The sequence below is a fragment of the Microcoleus vaginatus FACHB-2002 genome, from assembly GCF_040004035.1.
GTDB lineage: Bacteria > Cyanobacteriota > Cyanobacteriia > Cyanobacteriales > Microcoleaceae > Microcoleus > Microcoleus vaginatus_C.
In genome coordinates, this window is record NZ_JAMPLN010000032.1 from 23624 (window position 1) to 42050 (window position 18427).

An 18427-nucleotide genomic window follows, 5' to 3' on the forward strand; every position below is an offset into this window, starting at 1 on the left:
TTGCTCAAACTGCTGAACCAAGCTACAGACAATAGATTCAGTTATTCTGGCCGCTTTATTTAACCCGTTTGATGTGTAATTTTACTTTGTAAAAAAATACAAAAATTTACTAATAATCAAGTTTTTGTAAAAGTTTGTAAAATGTTTGAATTGTCAGCAGTAATCCCTTGGCAAACTTTAGTGAATGGTGTTACTAATATAAGCGTGGGGCATCCCCACAACGAACCTTGAAAATTCAATTAAGCAATCATAAACCAAATGACAACAACCGTACAGCGTCGCGAAAGCGGCAACGTTTGGGATCGGTTCTGCGAGTGGGTAACATCCACCGATAACCGCATTTATGTGGGTTGGTTCGGCGTCTTGATGATTCCTACCTTGCTCAGCGCCACCATTTGCTACATCATCGCCTTCATCGCTGCTCCTCCTGTGGACATCGACGGCATCCGCGAACCAGTTGCTGGTTCCTTGATGTACGGCAACAACATCATTAGTGGTGCTGTTGTTCCTTCATCAAATGCGATCGGGCTTCACTTCTATCCCATTTGGGAAGCAGCTTCGCTCGATGAGTGGTTGTACAACGGCGGCCCTTACCAATTGGTAATTTTCCACTTCCTGATCGGTGTATTTTGCTACATGGGTCGTGAATGGGAATTGTCCTACCGTTTAGGTATGCGTCCTTGGATCTGCGTCGCTTACTCTGCACCAGTTGCAGCAGCAACCGCAGTATTCTTGATTTACCCGATCGGACAAGGCAGCTTTTCTGACGGTATGCCCTTGGGTATCTCCGGCACATTCAACTTCATGATCGTGTTCCAAGCCGAGCACAACATCCTGATGCACCCCTTCCATATGTTGGGAGTTGCGGGTGTCTTCGGCGGTGCTCTGTTCTCCGCCATGCACGGTTCTCTCGTTACCTCTAGCTTGGTTCGCGAAACAACCGAAACTGAATCTTTGAACTACGGTTACAAATTCGGTCAAGAAGAAGAAACCTACAACATCGTTGCAGCCCACGGCTACTTCGGTCGGTTAATCTTCCAATACGCGAGCTTTAACAACAGCCGTTCTTTGCACTTCTTGTTAGGTGCATGGCCAGTTGTCGGTATCTGGTTTACCTCTTTGGGTATTTCCACGATGGCGTTTAACTTGAACGGTTTCAACTTCAACCAATCGGTTATCGACTCGCAAGGTCGCGTCATCAACACTTGGGCTGATGTCATCAACCGCGCTAACTTGGGTATGGAAGTAATGCACGAGCGCAACGCTCACAACTTCCCCCTCGACTTGGCCGCCGGTGAAGTCACCCCAGTAGCAATGGTTGCTCCTTCCATCAACGGCTAAATTTAGCTTTTGATTTAACAAAAAGCGCTCCTAGAAATAGGGGCGCTTTTTGTTTTGGCAAGTAGAATGGGAGAGATTTCCTTCTGTTAAATCGGTTAAATCCCATACACTGCGCGTTGCCGAGCTTCCTTCTTCCTGATTAATCTGATATATTAATTAGGAATTATTATTTTTGGCAATCATCAAAGTGGCGATATTTAACAGGCACAAATTTGAAAAACTCGCGGTTCATAAATCAAAAACATTAGCCTGGGCGATCGCACTTTTCAGCGGCATTTTGATGGCATTGACAACCGCACCAGTAAATGCTTGGCTATTGGCTTGGGTAGCATTAGCTCCCCTGTGGATTTTGGTTGTCAGTTATCAAAAGCCAAAAATAGAAGAACAAAAACAAAAATTTCTTTTTCTTCCTTCTTTCCTCAACATCCATCCGTTACATCTTGTACAGTGCTCGTTGCCGAACTTCCTTCTTCCTTCACTCTGGGGAATAGGCTATCACGGATTAGCTTTATCTTGGATTATGGGAATTCACCCGATGACTTGGTTGGGAGTTCCTTGGTGGCCGAGTTTGGCGATCGCACTTTTTTGCTGGGCATTCATCACCCTGTGGGGAGCCGCCTTAGTCGCCGTTTGGGCGTGGCTATTTGTAATCCTCAACTCCCTAACTTTACCCGGCAAGAATCCTATTCTTATTCTTAACTCCCCCCCTTTACAAGGGGGGGCTGGGGGGGGTAGCTCCGATCTTATTCTTCTTAACTCCCCCCCTTTACAAGGGGGGGCTGGGGGGGGTAGCTCTAAATTTTCAGCATTAACTCGCGTTTTAATTGGCACAGCTTTGTGGTGTGCCTTAGAAAGTATTTGGAGTACAGGTTCGCTGTGGTGGACATCCCTATCATATACGCAAAGCCCGCACAATTTAGCAATATTGCACCTCGGTCAACTCTCCGGGCCCAGCGCAGTAACAGCCGCTATTGTAGCAGTAAATGGCTTAATCGCCGAAGCTTTTATTGAAGGAAGAAGGAAGAAGGAAGAAGGAAGAAGGAAGAATTGGATTCCTTATATTTTGCCTGCGAGTTTGTGTGTAGTTTTGCATATTGCAGGATGGAGTTTATACAACCGCCCTTTGAATCAAGAAGCTGCAACTGCTTTAAAAATTGGCATTATTCAAGGCAATATTCCTAACGAGATTAAGTTTGACTCAGCCGGTTGGCAGCGCGCTTTGGAAGGTTACACCACTGGATACAAACAATTAGCAGACAGAAAAGTGGATGCTGTGTTAATTCCAGAGACGGCTTTGCCTTTTATCTGGACAAACGAGTATCAGCGTTCTACTCTTTCTTTTTACCAAGCTATTCTCGAACGCGGCGTTGTAGCTTGGGTTGGAGGATTCGGGCAGGAAGAGAATAGTATCACTAATAGCTTATTGGCGATCGATCGCACAGGAGAAATTGTCGGTCGCTACGATAAACTAAAGCTAGTGCCTTTAGGCGAATATATCCCTTTTTACGAAATTTTAGGCGGCATTATTAATCGCCTTTCCCCCTTAGATGCTCATTTAGTACCCGGCAATTCTAAACAATTGTTTGATACGCCGTTTGGCCGCGCCATTGTCGGAATTTGTTACGATTCGGCGTTTGCGGAAATTTTCCGATATCAGGCGGCGAATGGAGGCGAATTTATGATCACCGCTTCCAACAATGCCCATTACAAACCGCCCATGTTGGATCAACATCACGCTCTCGATGTGATGCGGGCAATTGAGACGGATAGATGGGCAGCTATCGCAACTAATACGGGTTACTCTGCTTTTGTAAATCCTCGCGGCGAGACGGTTTGGAAGTCGGGAATTAATACCTATGAAGTCCGAGATGCTACTATTTATCGGCGGCAAACTCGGACTTTGTACGTGCGGTGGGGAGATTGGCTGACGCCTTTATTGTTAGTATTGGCTGGGTTAATGCGGTTTATTGTTAAAAATTAACCAGTAGATTTTAGATTTTAGATTAGTATCTAAAATCTAAAATCTAAAATCTAAAATCGAATGACTCTACTTATCTTTCACCTGTTCGTGAACGCTAGGAGATAAAGAAATTAAATCGTCGATATTGCGCTGCATGGCAGCACAAATATTGTCCAAAGGCAAATCATTGTCATCGTGACCGAAGGGATTTTCTATTTCAATGCCGATTTCTTCGATGCCGAACAAAGTAAAACTAATTAAAGCCACAACTAAGCCGGTTCCCCAACCCAAATCTTTCACCATTTGAAAGGGCAGTGCCAAACAGTAAAGCAACAATAGTTGTTTCAGGTGAATCGCGTAAGCCAAAGGGATAGGCGTCTTCAAAATCCGCTCGCAGCCGCCTAATACATCAATCATAGAGTTGAGCAACTCATTCATAGCAGTTAACTGATAGACATCGAGGCAATTGCGCTCGTACTGCTCGTGCATATAATCCTCAATCCAAAAGGCAATTTCTAGGGGCGGATTGTTCATTGATTTGAGCTTTTGGTACTGCGCTGGGGACATTAACGCCTCCAATTCTGGATTTACTGCTTCTTGCCGCAAGTGCAATTTCAGCGCCACTGCAAAGGCAGGTAACAGGCGCAGGACTGACTTTTTAATTACGATATCCTGCGGGTCTTTTTCCTCAATTGCTACCCAGATTTGGCGCGCCAAATTGCGGACGTTGTTGACTAAAGTTCCCCAAAATTTTCGACCGTCCCAAAATCTTTCGTAGGCTGTATTTGTCCGAAAAACTAACAGTAAACCCAGGACAATACTCGGTACAATACTCGACAAAATGGGCATGGAAACGGGCAAGTTAAAAAAGTGCAGCAGGGAAATAAAAACTCCAAAGCCACCGCACAGCAAAACGCGGGGCAAAATTGAGGGAATGACAGACCCCTGAACCTGTAATGCAATTTTAAACCAAGGCGGTCGATCGCCACTCATGCAAGTCTCCTCATTAAATTAAATTAGCACTCTGCGCCCTAGCGCGGGCTGCACAAATGCCTGCTACGCTTAGTTCTTCGGCTCCCGCCAGCCGATTGGAGATTCGAGATTTTAGATTGACTCCACAGATAAATCTGGGGGGTTTGAACTTTGGTCTAAAATTTTTTGGTCTCCACGACTTCTGTCAGGGCTTGTATCCCTATTGGGGTGCGGTGAGAGCTTCCGAAAAAAGCTTTCCTACAAACAACCTTTGGATTTTACCCAAAAAACTAATCTTTAGGCTCAATCTAAAATCTAAAATCTAAAACCTAAAATCTAAAATTGATTGACTGAGGCACTTAATTCGGTAAGATTAATCATGTATCTTTAAACCTCAGCTTCCGTGCAAGAGCTACCGACATCTGTGCCCCCGCATTTTCACCGATTGCCAAACCAACGGTGGCAAATTTATTCGCCTCAAACACAGCAAGCCGAACAGTTTGCCACTGAAATCGGTTTGTCGCCCTTGCTGGCACAGGTACTGATTAACCGGGGCATCGATTCTCTGAAAGAAGTGCAAGGGTTTATCGAACCGGAATCTCTGGTTTTGCCCGCGCCAATGGATGAGTTTCCAGATTTGGCTGCGAGTGTCAAATTGTTGCGGGAGGCGATTTCGGGAGGGCAAAAAATTGCGATTTGCGGCGACTACGATGCTGACGGGATGACGAGCACGGCTTTGTTGCTGCGAGCTCTCAGGGCTCTGGGGGCAAATGTGGATTATGCTATTCCCAGCCGGATGCGAGAAGGTTATGGGATTAACGATCGCATTGTAGAAGAATTTCACTCGGAAGGTGTCGCTCTCATTCTCACGGTTGACAACGGAATTGCAGCCTACGGCCCGATTGCTAGAGCGCGAGAACTCGGTGTCAAAGTTATTATTACAGACCACCACGATTTACCCCCAAAACTGCCGCCTGCTGATGCTATTCTTAACCCAAAATTAATCGCGGAATCTTCGCCCTATCGCGGTTTGGCTGGCGTAGGCGTTGCTTATGTTTTGGCTATTACTTTGGCTCAGGAGATGAAAAAAGTTGGGGGGTTGGTGAATCCCTTGCTGGAGTTATTTACTTTAGGAACTATTGCGGATTTAGCACCTTTGACAGGAGTTAATCGGCGCTGGGTGAAGCGGGGTTTGCGGCTGTTGCCTCACTCGCAATTGGCCGGTATTCAGGCTTTGATTCAGGTGGCGGGAGTGCAGCCGGGAAGTGCGGAAAGTTTACCTCTTCTGAATTCAAAAAGCCAAGCTAGCAATACGTTAAAGCCTGAAGATATTGGTTTTAGGCTTGGCCCCCGGATTAATGCTGTCGGGCGGCTGGCTGACCCTCAAATTGTGATAGAGTTGCTGACAACGGACGATCGCGAATTGGCTCTGAAAAACGCGATGCAGTGCGAACAAATCAATCAGCGCAGGCAGGAGTTGTGCCAGGAAATTGAGCAGGAAGCCATCGCTTGGTGCGAGGAAAGTGATCTCGACTTGCAGCAAGAACGAGTTTTAGTTGTCGTGCAACCTGGTTGGCATCACGGGGTGATCGGGATTGTGGCTTCTCGATTAGTGGAACGCTACGGCGTACCGGTGTTTATTGGTACTTTTGAGGATGAGGCTGGCGAAAACGAGGCTGTAGGGGCGGTTGCCCATAAAATTATCAGGGGTTCGGCGAGGGGAATTCCTGAGTTTAATGTATTTGACGGACTGAATTTTTGCGCTGATTTATTAACTAAATTTGGCGGGCACAAAGCGGCTGGCGGTTTTTCGATGCCTGCTGATAATCTCGAACAATTCCGCAATCAACTGTCAATTTTTGCCAATCAATGTTTGCAGCCGGAACATCTCAAGCCGCTGGTTTCAGTTGACGTGCAGGCAGATTTGGCAGAGATTAATCTCGACCTTTACCGACAAATTGATGCTCTGGAACCTTGCGGGATTGAAAATAAGGCTCCTGTATTTTGGACGCCTAATGTTTGCATAACTGAACAGAAAATAGTTGGTAAAGGAGGTCACGTTAAACTAACTGCAACTCAAGATGGAAATGTATCGGCTAGTGTGAAGGGTATTGCTTGGCGTTGGGGCGAATATTTTCCTTTGCCTCGGCGGGTTGATATTGCTTACCGATTGCGGGAAAATAGTTTTAATGGCAAGACATCGGTTGAGTTAGAATTGTTGGGCGTTCGGCTACCGACAAATGCTGCTACTTTCAGGCCACCGAGGTTCGGAAAAGTTGAGTTTGATTACTGCGATCGCACTTATTCTTGCAGTCTGTCTCCTGCAGGCTCGATCGAGGAATTGAGAATTCGCAACTCTCAAGGGCAAGTTCTCGCTGTTGCACCCGGACAAAACATCGGTTTGTTAGGCAACTCTCGCAAAGATGCTAGAGAAGTCGATGTATCTCTACCTTTTTTTGAGAATTTGATTCAAACTGCTAAACACGCCCTCGGTATTTAATTGGACAACTGGCGCAGCAGGGAAAATTGGCGATCGAGCGTTGTGAATTTTGCATAATTTAAAACTCAAAACTCCCAACGCTCGATCGCCCCGGAGCGTGCTATAATTACAGGTCGCCGCCTTTAGCTGCCAAGAGAAAAATCACGATCGGGCCAGAAAGCACGACGGCTGCGAGTAAAGCTACCTGAACAATGAGTTGGTAGTCTACACCACCCAGACCACTGAAAAGATCGGTTATAAAGTCCATTTGTCCTCCTGACTGTAGTGATTAAGTCTAGATTGTTGAATTAGAAAATCCGCTTCTGATTTTACCGGGCTATCGACCATATTTTTTAAGGAACTTTACAAAATTCAACAAAATGTAAACTACGATCGACCTCTCAGTCACAAGAAACCAGGGACTTGATGCCCCTTCCCGGAAAGTCTCCCCAATCTAAAATCTAAAATCTAAAATCGAACCGCCCCTTCGGGATATCCGCCTCCGGCGCTGGCAATTGATATACTTGAAAAGCGCCAATCTCCTAAAGTTTGGCATTTTCCACATTATGCTCCGAATCTAAAATCTAAAATCTAAAATCTAAAATCTAAAATCAAACTATGGCTACTTGGCGTTGTGTAAAGCAGTGCGGTGCTTGTTGTTACCTCGACCCAACAGAGCGCCCTGACTTAGACGAGTATTTATCTGAAGACGAATTATCGCTCTACTTGAGCTTAGTCGGAGAGGACGGTTGGTGTATCAATTTTGACCGAGCGACGCGAGAATGCGGAATTTATGCCGATAGACCGCGCTTTTGTCGGGTAGACTCAGAGGTGTTTCAGGAAATGTACGGCGTTGAGCCGACTGAATTGAACGATTTCGCGATCGAGTGCTGCTTAGAACACATTGAAGATCTTTATGGCGATCGATCTTTGGAAATGATCCGCTTTAACTCTGAAGTCGGAATTCTCGCCTTACCTGACGGTGTTGCATAATTGCCGGATGATTTTGATTGTTTTGTGGGATGGACTCATGAACCCGAAGGCGTGTATTTTCACAGCAGGCTGGACACCCCACAACCATCCTCCTCAAATTGTGCAATGCCTACCTGACAACTAACAATCTCCCGGTTTCTCACCGGGAGAGTGTCAAAATAAACAAATTAAGGAAATATCGCGCAGTTGAGTTGAGCTATGAGTAATCGAGAGGGTTTTACAGGGGGATTTATTGCCGGAGCTGCCGTTGGCGGCTTGGTGGGTGCAGTTTTGGGTGCGGTGCTGTCGCGGCGCGCTGCTGAAGCTTTGCTGAGTGAACCTTCAGACGCAAAAACCAGAAAAATCCGCCAGAGGAAAGCCAGCCAACTCGAAGCCGACGGGATGGAAGTAGCAAGGCTGAGTTTAGAAGATAAAATTGCCCAGCTAAATCAGGCAATAGATGACGTGCGGCTGCAACTCGGCGACGTAAACGGCAACGCGCCGGCGCCGGGCAACGAGGGTTCGATCGCCCCAGACTCCTGAATCCATTTAAAATTTTAGATTAGTCTGGCAGATCGATGGGGGCTACGAACATCTTGCGCCATTCTCAAGAACTGGCTTTTGGGCCTGTTCCACAAAGAGTGAATTTTATTGTGGGGTGGGCATCCTATCCTGGCCGCCCGTAAAAAGCCTGATGCTCCACCTCTCGCCCCTCTCGCTCCTCTGGCTCCTCTCTCACTCCCCCAGCTATGCTAAACTCACAGTTAAAGTGTCTGTAAACTTTACTCAAACTACAAGCAAAATTTATGAGTTCTTCAATAGGCCTTTTGGCAACCACGCTAGCGACATTTCTGCAAATCTATCTAGTCCTGATGATTTTTCGGGTGCTGTTAAGCTGGTTCCCCAATATCAATTGGTACGACCCCCCGTTTTCGATTTTGAGTCAGTTAACAGATCCTTACCTAAATCTATTCCGATCGATTATCCCCCCCTTGGGAGGGATTGACTTTTCGCCACTGATTGCGTTTTTTGTACTTCAGTTCGGCTCGGAATTCTTGATCGGTCTTTTGACCAGCTTGCAAACATCCTTGTAGTTTGAAAAGCTTAAGTTTTTAAGCATCAAGCGTAAATTGTTTGGCAGACCTAGCTGCCTGCAACTAAATTTTAGATTTGACATTTTTAGATGAACTCCCTGGTTGAAAAGCTGGGGAGTTCATCGTACATTAGAAATGAGAAATTCCCAGCCACTCAACCATCTCAAATCTCAAATCTACAATCTAAAACGGCAGATCGGTTTCACGGGCAGCCAACCCAAAATCTCTTTCTCAGCAATCTAAAAGCTCAAAGAGTTTTGTTAGCGGCGAACCACGCCAGTAAAACCTGTAGCTTTAAATTGCTTGAGCTTCAAAGGTGTTCGTTGATTGGCGGCAACCGAAATTCTGAGCTGAAAATCGCTAACTCCGGGAGGAACTTCTTCTATAGAACCCAAGCGAGTGCGGTTTTGCATCACCGGATTGTCGTCGGCATCATAAATGCGGCCGAAAATATCGGCATTGACAACTGGTTTGCCGGTGCTATTTTCAGCTTTCCCAGTAATCAAAAAGCAGGTAGCTTCCATAGAACTGCCGCTGGTGACTGTTCCTTCTCCCATTTCTGCCGGACATTCGCGATAAGAAAGGTCGGAAAGTTTAATCTGCGTCAGAGCCCAAGCAGGTGGAGTGTATACCAAACTAAAAATTCCGATTAGGCAAGTAGCAAAAAAAAGGCTGATAGCTCGAAATTTCATAAATGGCGGGGCAAGTATATTTTAATTCTCAGCTTAGCGCGAATTCAGCCTCAAATTCCTACTTATAGGAATTCTGAAAACTACAGCTACTTTTTGAAGAAATGGCATTAGTCTAGACCTAAATGCTGTCGCAAGGCTTGGCGCATCACATCAACTGGGACGGATTCTTTATCCAGCCAAATTTTTAAGGCGGCTGCTCCTTGTTGAACTAGCATTTCGAGTCCGTCAATAGCTCGCGCTCCCCGAAGCTGTGCATCTTTGAGAAACAGGGTAGGATTAGGGGTGTAAATTAAATCGTAGACGATCGCACCTGCTGAAATTCGATCGATCTCACCAGCCGCAACCGGCGACTTTTCCCCCTGCGGATACATTCCCACAGGCGTCGTGTTCACTAGCAGATCTGCCTGCAAGATTAACATTGACAAATTCTCCCAAGTATGAACCTGCAAATTCTGCACCGGCATCGGAGAATTGACCCAACTCTGCTGAAATTCCCCTAAATTTTGTTCGTTGCGGCCGACAACGTGAATCTCTGCACATCCCAATTGAGCGCATCCAGCCACAACAGCCCTCGCCGCCCCGCCATTCCCCAAAATTACCGCTACTTTCTGACTCCAATCGGAACCCCCCCTAGCCCCCCCTTGGTAAGGGGGGGGACAGGATTCGACAGCCGTATTGCCCCTTTCTAAGGGAGAAATTGAGTCTTTAGCCTCCCCTGGATAAGGCGGGGTTGGGGGGGTTTGCAGGGGCGCGAGAAAGCCTTCAACGTCAGTATTTGTGCCGCACCAACCTTTGTCAGTCAGGTATACGGTATTGACTGCGCCGATCGCTCGGGCGATCGGGGAAACTTCCGACAGCAGCGGTAAGATTGCTTGTTTGTGCGGAATCGTGATGCTAAATCCCCGAACGCCGATCGCCGCAAATCCTGCAAGAGCAGCTTTTAAATCCCCTGGTTTTACCGGAAACGGCAGGTAAACAAAATCGACTCCCAAGTGAGAAATAGCAGCATTGTGCATCGCCGGCGACAGAGAATGTTCGACGGGATGGCCAATTACTCCCAACAGTTTAGTAGTGCCTTTAATCATTTTTGTTAGTTGACTGTTGACTGTTAACGGTTGACTGGTGACTGTTGTGAATTTTCATACCATATCCTGCTACAAGACCGCCCTTATTCTTTAGTCCCCCTCTGCTCGGACTTCGTTTGACTCTTAAGCGATTTCAATCGTCAACTGTCAACCGTCAACCGTCAACTGTCAACTGTTTCCCGAAACTCTTTGGCGTCAGCCAAAATCGGATTGACATCAAACCAGTAATCCTCGCCGTAACGGTATTCAAACACCCAGAGACTACGCAGCAAGATTTGGTATTTAGTTTCCCCACTCACAGTTTTGGTAGCGGATACTTGGCGCAGCAATTTCCACTCATCCGGTTCGATAGCCAAAGTAAGCTGGTGACGGCGCTGGACGATCACATTTTCCAAAGTTTCCCGCGACAGAGGAGGGTCTTGTTTCTGCAGACAGCTATACAGCAGTTGCAGCAAATTGCGGACATGACCCCCGCTGACTCGACACAGGCGATCGAGAGTTTCCGCAGAGTCGAAAACTTTCCCCACCAAAGCATAGCGCTGCGAAGGATGCACTGTGGGAAAAGCCCGCGCCAGAACCATCTGACGCAGCAATTCCAGACCCTCAGAGCACTCAGAACCGTCGCTAAACTGCACCGGCACCATCGGCAAAACCTTCGGATCTACCCCAAATCGATTGGTCAACTGGCCCAAATCGTTAGAGAAAATCAGCACCAAAGGAATTGTATACACGACGTGGCAATTTAGTCTTGCCAACTGTTCGCCGCGATCGACAAACAGGTATTCCGGCTGAAGCCGCCCCGTCGGTTTCGCGCACAGGTGTATGCGATCGAGATTGTCGATAATTACTACAAGTCCTTGTTTCCCCTGGCGTTTGAGTTCTTGATTAGCCGGCTCCAACAACTCCTTATTAAGCGCATCTAAAATTACGTTAGTTCGCGGCTCCAAATATTGCCTCAACTCCGATCGCAGATTCGGAGCATCTTTTGCTTTAGCAGTAATTTTGCCAATTCCCAGCGCCAGAGAAAACTCTCCCTCCGTGCTGGCATTTATTTCCCCAAAACCAGGGACATTAGCTTCAGCTCTCAAGTCTATTTGAGTTTGAAAAACATCAGCAACCCCTTTGAGCAAAGCTTTAAAACCTGTCGGTTGCAGCTTGATTTTCATTTTCTCAATGCTTTCGCTCACCTGACGAGCAACGCTCAACAAAATGTCAGTAATATCTACATCTGCCATGTCTAAGTCTTTACTCGACTCAAAGTAAACAACATGAAATCCTTGTTGCTGCAATTGAGCTTGCAGCCGCAGCAATTCAGTTGATTTACCAGAGCCAATGTGGCCGGTGAATAATTGACAGGTAGGTGCATCGGGGGACAGACGGCTGATGGTGCGCTCTAATTGTTCGACGATTGTGCCGCCACGCACTGAAGAGAAATCGATATAGTATTGTCGGTCTTTTTGATTTGCTACTGCCAGGGTGTAGCTGGGATTGCAGGCGCTATAAAATTTCTGTAAATTTAGTTCCATACCCTGTTCCATCTTTCACAACATTATGCCCTAATAGCTTATTCGTTTCGCTATGGTAATAATCAGCACAACTTCTCAGTTGATTTCGCTATTTTACGGGGCAATCAATATCTTGCTCCCTGCTTAAATCAGCACTCCAAAATAATACTTTTTTTGGGTACAGGCAATAAATAAAACTCACTAAAAACTCCCATAAATCAGTAATTGATCCTCGTATAGCGAACGCGACTTCATTGACAGCACAGACGAAAAAATGACAGTAAGGTTCTCCAATAAAGTGATTGTTGAAGTACGGTTAACCGAATAAAAAACAGGTAGAAATCAGGTATCCATAAACCAGGTTTTTTAATAATACCTTGTAGGTTGAACCCTAGTGGAGCGAAACCAACAAAAGATTTTAGATTGGCTATTTTAGATGGGAGCCAAAATGTAAAATCTAAAATTTTGGGTACGAGTGCCTCAACCCAACCTACTTTCTTAGAGCCTTTTGACTTAGGCGCGAAGGTGTTGTGTAAGAAACCGGGTTTCTCGGTGCGATATTTTTTTGGGATCTACTTATTTTTTATCAATTCTACCATTTTGTGACCGACACCTGCTGCCGAAGCGGGATTTTGGCCTGTGACGAGCCTCTCGCTCGCCACAACGCCAACTTGAAAATTAAGATTAACTAACGCCGCCAGCCCGTGACAGACAGCACCAACAATGCCACCTGCTTCATAAATAGCACCAATCCCAGCAAGTTCCTGGTTATCAGCAAAGTCCCATATTGTACTGTGTCCCCCAGCGTAGAAAATAGCGCCATGTTCTGCGGGGTCAATTTGTGCAGGATTGAGAATATGTTCCACTCGCGCCACCTGCCGCCCACCACTTTTGGCGAGTTGTATTTCGCAGAATAATTGACGTTCATCCAAAACTGCTCGTACCCAATTTAAGAGCAATTAGACAAGCCGTTGCATCGGGATTTGGCTTTAGCGTTCTTCCCGACTACTTGTGTGCAGTTTGCTTGGGTAAAAAAAACAGAAAATAATAAGCTCCTCGTTTGGGGTGTACTTTATCCAATTGCGAACCGTTATTTCAATGAGCCATTTTCGTAAAAATACTTTAACTCAGCCCAGTTTTTTAGAAGTAAAAACCGATTTTGTGGGGTAGATATAGCATTTATCAGAAAGATGAGGTATGATATAACTGACTTGAACGGAGTGAAAAATATAGAACCCCAAAATGTTATGCAGCTCTAATTAAATGGAGCGCGAGCGAACAGTCACTCGACCCACAGCAGTCACTCGAATGACAAATATCAAGGATTTTAGTAAGTATCACACATTAGTAAATATGAAAACTTATTCGATTGATTTTAGACAAAAAATTATGGATGTGTACCATAATGAACCGCTGTCACAAAGAGCAATAGCTAACCGTTTTTGTGTGGCCCTAAGTTTCGTCCAAAAATTGGTTAAGCAGTATCGTGAGACCCAAAACATTGCTCCTCGAACTGAGCGATGCGGAGTCAAATTGAAACTCAATGCAGAACAACTACTGATTTTAGCCGAATTGATTGAAGAAAATAATGATGCAACTCTCGAAGAACTCCGTTATTTACTGTACCAGAAAATTGGTTTTACCATCAGCGTGGCAACGATGGGAAGAATGGCAAAACTCTTAAACATGACTTTTAAAAAAAAACTCTCTTTCCGAGCGCGAAAGGCACTGACCGAGTTCAGGGCCTGCGATATGAGTTCTGGCAAAAAGTCCGAGAAGTTTGTTTTAAAGACTTAATATTCATTGATGAATCAGGAGTCAACTTGGCAATGGTTAGGTTATATGCTCGTTCTCTAAAAGGTTCAAGGGCTCGGGGACAAAAACCAAATAAACGGGGGAAAAATGTCTCAATAATTGGAGCTATACCAGTCAATGAAGTCCTAACATCAGTCAACTTAATAGGTACAACTGATACAATTACATTTGAGGCTTTTCTCATCCGAAAGCTCGTACCAAAACTCTGGAAAGCAGGTTGTGTAGTGATGGATAATTGTACTATTCACACAAGCGAAGAAATAGAAAAAGCCATCACAAGTCAAGGGGCAAAAATAATATACTTATCACCATATTCGCCCGACTTCTCACCAATTGAACATTTATGGTCAAAACTCAAAAACATTCTCCGTTCTATCAAGACGACTAATTACCGAGAATTAGCAAAAGCGATAGAGTTTGCCTTCAATCAAGTTACATTATCCGATATGAGGAATTGGTTTACTCACTGCTGTTATTGTACCTCATCTTTATGAGAAACGCTATATTTCCAAATATAAGCTGTTAAAAAAATATAATATATCAACACAAAGTAAATAATTAGGGTAACATAAAGCTCATGAGTTTTAGTGGCTTGACCTAAGTTTAACATATTAGTTAATAGATGTTTTTTTATAAAATCCTCTGGAATAAAGCCGATTAAAGTAAGGTCAAGCCTGCCAATTTCTACTGAATAAAAACGTCAACTGGCTGAAAAGAGAGAGCAGCTAACAGCCCGGTTAGCGGCGCAATTACCAGCCACTGGGATTGACTTTGAACAACTATGAAACAACCTTAATGAGAAGTTAAACTAACCTTATCTTGGTCTTGATGCAGATTTAGTATGCTTTGTTTAATTCACCAGAAAAGACTGATGCAACTATCACGACGAAAGTTTTTTACCTTGGCAGGAGCGAGTGCTGCTGGCACTTTGATGATGTCTCCTCTAGAAGCGCTTTATGCCAGAAAGGCGAATGGTGAATCAGTATTTGGAGGAGGGTATGGGCCCCTCGTACCCGATCCGAATGGATTGTTAGATTTACCCCGTGGCTTTCAGTATCGGGCTTTTTCACGAACGGGCGAAATGATGAGCGACGGTTCCCCTGTTCCCGGTGGTCACGATGGCATGGCGGCTTTCCCAGGCCCCCAAAATACGGTAATTCTGGTTCGCAATCACGAACTGAGTCCGAATTCTACAACACAAGTTGTGGGTCCAAATCCTTACGATCCTCTTTGCAAAGGCGGAACAACCACACTACAGGTTGGACCAGATCGTCAGCTCATCAAGCACTACGCTTCGCTTAGCGGCACCTATCGAAATTGTGCGGGCGGCCCGACTCCCTGGGGTTCTTGGATTACTTCCGAGGAGAATGTCTCGACTCCGGCGACGAATAGACCTAGACCAAACGATGCGACAAATGTCTCGAGATCTCACGGCTACAACTTTGAAGTTCCGGCTCTGGCAACGGTTCCTGTGAATCCCGTACCTTTAGTTGCGATGGGACGGTTTAACCATGAAGCGGTGGCGATCGACCCCAAAACCGGAATTGTCTACGAGACTGAAGACCGAGCAGATGGCCTTTTGTATCGCTTTATCCCATCTCAACGGAACAATTTAAGCGCAGGCGGCACTCTGCAAGCGCTGAAGATTAAGAATATGCCTCAGGCAAAGACTTTTGCCGGCTTTCCCAAGCGCCAACCGATGCCGGTGGAATGGGTGACAATTGACAATCCTGACCCTGCTACGGATACGGTACGGGTCGAAGGTTTCGGTAAAGGTGCTGCCCAGTTTACTCGTGGGGAAGGCATCTGGTACGGCAATCGTGAAGTTTACTTCTGTTGTTCGGACGGTGGCTCTGTTAACGCCAGTGGCAGACCCAACGGATTTGGTCAGGTTTGGCGGTATCTTCCCGATCAAGATGCGATCGAACTTTTTGTTGAGGCTAAATCGGCTGACGAACTCGATGGCCCTGACAACATTGTTGTGGCACCTCATGGTGATCTGATCATTTGCGAAGATGGCAATGATGAGCAGTTCGTGGTGGGCGTAACTCCCAACGGGGAACTGTATCGTCTGGCAAAAAATGCTATCAACGATCGGGAGTTTGCTGGAGCCTGCTTCTCGCCGGACGGTCGAACTATGTTCGTTAATATCCAAACCCCAGGCATCACGTTTGCCATTTGGGGCCCTTGGAAGTCTCAACGAGGAGCATAACATTATTGCCTTATAGTGCGGTGCGAGCATTTTATTTGCCTGTAAAACGCTCTTATGTTCGCACTATGCAGAATATAGCGAATCACGCCGGATTGTGACAACATCCGGTGTGGGTTCTCTATAAGCCTATGAAAGTTTAACGGTTTGTGGGAGTTTGAAGAGTCGTGCAATATGTCAGACAGTCGAAACGAGTGTTTTATTCTTTGGTAATGATGTCGATCGCCTTTGGCGTTGATTTATCTCAATCTAGTGATTCAGTCGCTCAAATACCCGTTGATTATGTTTGCTATATACAGACGACTGATGGTCGAACGATCGACTTAGGTAAGCTTTGTGGAAGTAGTGGCAGAGGCCGCCCGATCGCTTTACAGCCCAATGACCAGGCTTTTCTTAATAGTTATCAACGATCGTTGAGCAAACGGCTCAATTCAGCCTCATCCGATGTCGTGTCTCGCGTTCAGCGAAATCCCCAAGCCGCTATCGAACGTGCGCGCGGGATATGTAATGCGCTCAGTGCGGGAATGTCGATCGACTTGCTGCAACCTCAAGGCAATGCTGAAGTTGATGCACTTAACGCTTTGGCTCCTAAATATTACTGCCCTGAGTTTGACGACTGAGCAAGGAAGTCTCAGTGGGGCGATCGTCTCTGCCATTACAGGCGCTTCAGAAGTAGGACGGCTCGGATTGGCTCTGTGAGCTGCGGGGGGTTACTGTGGCGATCGGGTAAGATAAAAGCGCTGGACACTTGTCCTCAAACCTGCACAGGCTGTTACCACTCGCATCTGGCTGGCTTTTCGGAAATCTGAAAGACAGTTGCCAAAAATCAAACGGATGTTAGAATTTTGCCAATTTCAATAATTCTAAATCGCCCGATCGCCAATAATCTCCAGCAGCCGCGAGGATTCGCTGCGAATTTCAGATCCTTCCTTTAAAAGTAGAGAATCAATTACTTCTCGATCCAATAAATCAACATAATTATCATCGAGTTGGCAGAGTTCAATAACCGCCAGCAAACCAGCCAGTCGCTCCTCATCGGAAGTACCTACAACCATTCTATTAATAGAAGTCAGTAAAACGCGCTCTGGCGGTGAAATAGTTTCTACAAGTTCTGCCGCTGTCTGCCGCACGATCGAATGCTTGTCTCCCAGACACACAAACATCCACTCTAATAATACTTCGTCACCGTACCCAAATTCCTGATGTCGTAGCTTCCCTAATACTTCGAGGGCGATCGCCCTTACATCCCATTCCTTGTCAGCAAGCAAGCAACCCAGTAGAGGAGCAACAACGGGATTATCTAACTCTCCCAATTTTACAGTAGCATTGTATCTAACATCATTGCGTTCTGAGAGTGTATCAGCAGCAGCCTTTGCTACTTCCGAAGGCCATCTAAAAACATTTCGGATAGAATCTCCCAAGATTAAATCATCACCCCAGAAACTATTTTGAAAAGTAAGCTGATGTTCTTCCGATAGAAAGTTTATGTGAGAACTTACTACTGATACACTTCCTGCGATCGTATTGCTAAAATCCGTTGGGCGATCTCCTTCATCAGAAAAACAGCCAATAAATTTTGTTTCATGTAAAGTTGCTCCTTGAAAAGATGTTCCATTCAAGCGACAACCAAAAAACTCACATCCCGATAAATCTAGTTTATCAAAGATACAACCTCTTAAATCGCAACAGATTAGAGAGTCATTCGGCTCGATCGCAAATGGATGCTGCTTGCTTTGCCAATCCATTCCTAAATAACGACTGCGCTTGCTGTCTAACTTAAGCATTAGTTTATTTCCCCAATTGTTCTTTCCAAGGTTTTGCCCATCTGGGAATCTCCGGTTCATCGCTGTTGCGGTAGTCTTCAGCCCATTTTAGCGCCTCTTCCATCTTGACAATTTCCTGCTCAATCTATTCCTTTGCCTCAGAGGGCAACTTTGCTAAATGCCTCCGAAGTCCCTTAATATACTGCTGGCACTTTCCAGCGTGGAGAGTGCTATCTTTCAGCGACTGCGGTGGATTTCCTACGCCTCCTTCAAATTGTTCCTTCATTACCATGAAAGCACAACTGCCATCACCGTACTCTGCTCCCTCCCTGTAAAGGTCATTCATCACTTCCTGAGCTTTATCTACTGCTAGAGCTTCGGCACGCGGTAGCCAAGTCTCTCGATTTTGAATTAATTGAGCCTCTGAGGTTGTAGGGGGAGTCCTGAGTTTTTTCAGTGGATTTGATTGCTCGTTATTACCCTTTGGATTCATCTGTTACTGGATGCTCAATGCCCGATCGCCCTCTACCAAAAATCCCC

Annotated in this window: 17 protein-coding genes; 9 read left to right on the top strand and 8 right to left on the bottom strand. The window is 45.7% G+C overall.

The annotated features are described in order from the left end of the window. Positions 1-258 precede the first annotated feature (258 nt). Together psbA and lnt are read left to right on the top strand one after the other, a co-directional pair. Entirely contained in the window at positions 259-1341 is a 1083-nt protein-coding gene (psbA, locus tag NDI35_RS22720; RefSeq protein ID WP_445314706.1) for a photosystem II reaction center subunit D1, read from the top strand. A 187-nt stretch (positions 1342-1528) separates the two neighbouring features. Next, the gene (gene lnt / locus NDI35_RS22725) at positions 1529-3322 is read left to right on the top strand and encodes an apolipoprotein N-acyltransferase (protein ID WP_445314734.1); all 1794 of its coding nucleotides are present in this window, start codon (positions 1529-1531) and stop codon (positions 3320-3322) included. A gap of 66 nt (positions 3323-3388) precedes the next feature. On the opposite strand, the gene NDI35_RS22730 is transcribed toward lnt, so the two are convergent. Continuing rightward, positions 3389-4294 carry a bestrophin family protein gene (locus NDI35_RS22730; protein WP_445314707.1) on the bottom strand — a complete coding sequence of 302 codons (906 nt, stop codon included), beginning with the start codon at positions 4292-4294 and terminating at the stop codon, positions 3389-3391. 382 nt (positions 4295-4676) lie between these two features. Here NDI35_RS22730 and recJ point away from each other — a divergent pair, with 382 nt between their 5' ends. Then, a complete protein-coding gene (recJ, locus tag NDI35_RS22735) occupies positions 4677-6773 on the top strand; it encodes a single-stranded-DNA-specific exonuclease RecJ (protein ID WP_445314708.1) in 2097 nt (698 codons plus the stop codon). A gap of 106 nt (positions 6774-6879) precedes the next feature. Here the strand turns inward: recJ and psb30 are convergent, their stop codons facing one another. Further along, positions 6880-7020 carry a photosystem II reaction center protein Ycf12/Psb30 gene (gene psb30, locus NDI35_RS22740; protein WP_015175616.1) on the bottom strand — a complete coding sequence of 47 codons (141 nt, stop codon included), beginning with the start codon at positions 7018-7020 and terminating at the stop codon, positions 6880-6882. 350 nt (positions 7021-7370) lie between these two features. On the opposite strand from psb30, the gene NDI35_RS22745 reads away from it, so the two are divergent. The 3 genes from NDI35_RS22745 to NDI35_RS22755 all read left to right on the top strand — a co-directional run bounded on the left by NDI35_RS22745 (position 7371) and on the right by NDI35_RS22755 (position 8818). Continuing rightward, positions 7371-7745 carry a YkgJ family cysteine cluster protein gene (locus NDI35_RS22745; protein ID WP_445314709.1) on the top strand — a complete coding sequence of 125 codons (375 nt, stop codon included), beginning with the start codon at positions 7371-7373 and terminating at the stop codon, positions 7743-7745. Positions 7746-7943: 198 nt separating this feature from the next. Then, complete coding sequence (locus tag NDI35_RS22750; RefSeq protein ID WP_445314710.1) at positions 7944-8267, top strand: ssl2009 family thylakoid membrane protein; 324 nt, start codon at positions 7944-7946, stop codon at positions 8265-8267. Positions 8268-8530: 263 nt separating this feature from the next. Further along, positions 8531-8818: a YggT family protein gene (locus tag NDI35_RS22755; protein WP_006631083.1), complete on the top strand. Its 288-nt coding sequence runs from the start codon at positions 8531-8533 to the stop codon at positions 8816-8818. Positions 8819-9078: 260 nt separating this feature from the next. Here NDI35_RS22755 and NDI35_RS22760 read toward each other — a convergent pair whose 3' ends face one another. The 4 genes from NDI35_RS22760 to NDI35_RS22775 all read right to left on the bottom strand — a co-directional run bounded on the left by NDI35_RS22760 (position 9079) and on the right by NDI35_RS22775 (position 13032). Next, positions 9079-9510 carry a hypothetical protein gene (locus NDI35_RS22760; protein WP_333083661.1) on the bottom strand — a complete coding sequence of 144 codons (432 nt, stop codon included), beginning with the start codon at positions 9508-9510 and terminating at the stop codon, positions 9079-9081. A 107-nt stretch (positions 9511-9617) separates the two neighbouring features. Beyond that, entirely contained in the window at positions 9618-10595 is a 978-nt protein-coding gene (locus tag NDI35_RS22765; RefSeq protein WP_445314711.1) for a shikimate dehydrogenase, read from the bottom strand. Between the two features lie 161 nt (positions 10596-10756). After that, the gene (locus tag NDI35_RS22770; RefSeq protein ID WP_190657420.1) at positions 10757-12121 is read right to left on the bottom strand and encodes a P-loop NTPase fold protein; all 1365 of its coding nucleotides are present in this window, start codon (positions 12119-12121) and stop codon (positions 10757-10759) included. Between the two features lie 551 nt (positions 12122-12672). Then, the gene (locus NDI35_RS22775) at positions 12673-13032 is read right to left on the bottom strand and encodes a type 1 glutamine amidotransferase family protein (protein ID WP_445314712.1); all 360 of its coding nucleotides are present in this window, start codon (positions 13030-13032) and stop codon (positions 12673-12675) included. A 421-nt stretch (positions 13033-13453) separates the two neighbouring features. Between NDI35_RS22775 and NDI35_RS22780 the strand changes: the two genes are divergently transcribed. From NDI35_RS22780 to NDI35_RS22790, 3 genes are all read left to right on the top strand, one after another. Further along, positions 13454-14409, top strand: a protein-coding gene (locus NDI35_RS22780) for an IS630 family transposase (protein WP_445314735.1) whose coding sequence is annotated in 2 segments (ribosomal slippage) — positions 13454-13796 and positions 13796-14409 — 957 coding nt in all. Because the reading frame shifts where the segments join, the coding sequence is not laid out codon by codon here. Positions 14410-14786: 377 nt separating this feature from the next. Further along, positions 14787-16127, top strand: coding sequence for an alkaline phosphatase PhoX (locus NDI35_RS22785; protein ID WP_445314713.1), 1341 nt, complete (start codon positions 14787-14789; stop codon positions 16125-16127). 164 nt (positions 16128-16291) lie between these two features. Further along, positions 16292-16744, top strand: coding sequence for a DUF732 domain-containing protein (locus NDI35_RS22790; protein WP_445314714.1), 453 nt, complete (start codon positions 16292-16294; stop codon positions 16742-16744). Positions 16745-16987: 243 nt separating this feature from the next. Here the strand turns inward: NDI35_RS22790 and NDI35_RS22795 are convergent, their stop codons facing one another. Both NDI35_RS22795 and NDI35_RS22800 read right to left on the bottom strand, forming a co-directional pair. Then, positions 16988-17908 (bottom strand): HEAT repeat domain-containing protein, encoded by a 921-nt coding sequence (locus NDI35_RS22795; RefSeq protein WP_445314715.1) that lies wholly within the window; start codon positions 17906-17908, stop codon positions 16988-16990. Positions 17909-18032: 124 nt separating this feature from the next. Next, on the bottom strand, positions 18033-18380 hold the full coding sequence (locus NDI35_RS22800) for a hypothetical protein (RefSeq protein WP_445314716.1): 348 nt from the start codon (positions 18378-18380) through the stop codon (positions 18033-18035). Positions 18381-18427: the final 47 nt, after the last annotated feature.